Genomic DNA, 2,204 nt, shown 5'->3' with positions numbered 1-2,204 from the left:
AGTCGCCAGGTTGATGCGGCGGTTGTCGCCGTGTGGGTCGTTCCACCCGGACGGTTTGCGTAGCGGTTGCCGCGGCCGCGGAAAGGTCTCCCCAGCGCTGCTATAGCGCTGTCCGTGACGATGGGCTGCACGTCCGGTCCCGCTCACCCGCCGCCGCAGCGCCAGCATTCGTGAGCGACCTTCGAGGGCGCTGCTCCGGGTGGCTGTCGCGGGGGAGACGTACGATGCGGGCAGTTCCAGTGGAGGTGGACCGGTGATCGACGAGCACAGTCCTGATGAGCAGCTGCTCGAACGCATCGGTGTCATAGCGCGGGAGTTGTCCGTCGCAGACGGCCTGCAGGCGACCTTGCAGCGCATCGTCGACCTCGGCGAGGACATCCTCGAACACTGTGATGGCGTCAGCATGATGCTGGTCGGTCGGGGCGGCGTAGTCCATTCGCCTGCGTATTCCTCGTCGGTGGCGTACGAGAGCGACCTGGCGCAGTACGCCACCGGTCAAGGACCGTGCCTGGGAGCGATCGAGCAGCACGAGACGATCGTGATCGACGACCTCGAGCTTGAACAACGTTGGCCCGACTACCGCGCGAAGGCGCTGGAGCTCGGGGTGCGCTCGATGATCAGCTTTCGGCTGTTCGTCACCGACGACTCGCTGGGCGCACTCAACATGTACTCCAGGCAGCCAAACGCGTTCGCCCGCCGCTCGCAGCTCCTCGGGCAAGTGTTTGTGCGCAGGCGTCGGTGGCCATGAAAGCCGCGCTGATCGAGGCCGGCCTCGAGACGGCGCTCAAGTCACGCGACGTCATCGGACAAGCGAAGGGCGTGCTGATGGCCCGCCGCCGGTTGACGGCCGAGATGGCCTTCGAGTCCTCAAACACCTTTCGCAACACCACAACCGCAAGCTGACTGCACTGGCCGAAGAGATCGCACGGACCGGCCGGGTGCCTGCATCGACCAGGTAGCGGCCCTCGGCCGGAAAGCGGAGCGCCGCCACGACCCTCGGGTCCGTAGCAGGCCACCTTCTCGTCGACGGGCCGTTCCAGCCATCGTGGCCATCGCGCCGCGGAAGTTGCGCCCGGTGGAGTGTGGATCATTGTGGCAGGCGAGAGACCCCGCTGGCGCGCACAGCGAGGCCTCTCTGGTCACCTCGCTCTTTGCTGAACGGCGCCCCGTGCGAAGCGTCGAGCACATCAGGGGCAATCAGGGCGACCGGACCGCCCAAGCCACCGCCAATCGTCGGCTTCGTACGATCGTCTCGAGCCCAGCCCGGGCGGCAACCGTTGCGAGCCGCCGGCGGTCGATGCCTCGACCGGTGTGATGGCCCGCCTGCGTACCAGGCCTCGGTGTTACGGTGACGAGGCTGGAGAGCGAAACTTCGAGAGGTGTGGAGCGTGTCCGACCCAAAGATGCTTGCTGGGGAGGCTGCGCTCGAGACGGTCGCCCAGATTGCTCGCAGGCTGGCCGCGGCACCGGGCCTCGACGAGACGCTACAGCGCGTCGTTGACCTCGGCGTCGAGTACATCGACCCGTGCGAGGGCGCCAGCATCAGCTTCATCCGGGGACGTGCCCTGTCGACACCGGTGTGGTCGAACCGCACCGTGTTCGAGGCCGATTGGGCTCAGTACCGACACAACCAGGGCCCTTGTCTGGAAGCCATCTCTGTACACGAAACCATCGTCATCGACGACCTCGCTGAGGAGCAACGCTGGCCCAAGTGGCGCGAAGCTGTCCTCGAACTCGATCTTCGCTCGAGTATCAGCTTCCGGTTGTTCCTCATCTCCAACGGTGAAGAGACCTTTGGGTCGTTGAACATGTTCTCCTCCCGCGCTCACGCCTTCGATGCCCAAGCGCGGGCGCTGGGACAGGTCTTCGCCTCCCACGCGGCGGTTGCGTTGAAGGCAGCTATCACCGAGACGGGACTCGAACAGGCCGTGCGGTCCCGCGACGTCATCGGTCTGGCCAAAGGCATTCTCATGGAGCGGCATGATGTCAGCGCCGATGAGGCCTTCCAGATGCTGCGCGACACTGCCAACGACCGCAAGACCACGGTCCGCGCCCTCGCCGAACAAGTTGCGGAGTCGGGCAAACTACGCGACTGATCTCACCCCGGCCATCCGCCCGGGCTCACGCCAGCGCCGCACCCCGGAAACGTGGCTGCGCCGCTGTCAGCCGAAACGGACTTCCGTCCGACCGGGAGTCCAGTAACA

General features: G+C 65.9%; 3 protein-coding genes. All 3 read left to right on the top strand.

What is annotated here, in order from left to right; translation table 11 throughout:
* Nucleotides 1-253: 253 nt before the first annotated feature.
* Complete coding sequence (locus ACERMF_RS17690; protein WP_373670474.1) at nt 254-748, top strand: GAF domain-containing protein; 495 nt, start codon at nt 254-256, stop codon at nt 746-748.
* On the top strand, nt 745-903 hold the full coding sequence (locus ACERMF_RS17685; protein ID WP_373670473.1) for an ANTAR domain-containing protein: 159 nt from the start codon (nt 745-747) through the stop codon (nt 901-903). Before ACERMF_RS17690 ends, ACERMF_RS17685 begins: the two co-directional genes overlap by 4 nt.
* 485 nt (nt 904-1,388) lie before the next feature.
* Nucleotides 1,389-2,096: a GAF and ANTAR domain-containing protein gene (locus tag ACERMF_RS17680; RefSeq protein WP_373670472.1), complete on the top strand. Its 708-nt coding sequence runs from the start codon at nt 1,389-1,391 to the stop codon at nt 2,094-2,096.
* Nucleotides 2,097-2,204: the final 108 nt, after the last annotated feature.

This window comes from Egicoccus sp. AB-alg6-2 (assembly GCF_041821025.1).
Taxonomy (GTDB): domain Bacteria; phylum Actinomycetota; class Nitriliruptoria; order Nitriliruptorales; family Nitriliruptoraceae; genus Egicoccus.
The sequence above is the reverse complement of the archived record's forward strand: the minus strand, read 5'-3'. Positions and strand labels throughout refer to the sequence as shown.

Bases quoted from the DNA above. Each gene is read 5' to 3' on its own strand.
- ACERMF_RS17685 (WP_373670473.1), top strand. From the start codon at position 745: ATGAAAGCCGCGCTGATCGAGGCCGGCCTCGAGACGGCGCTCAAGTCA.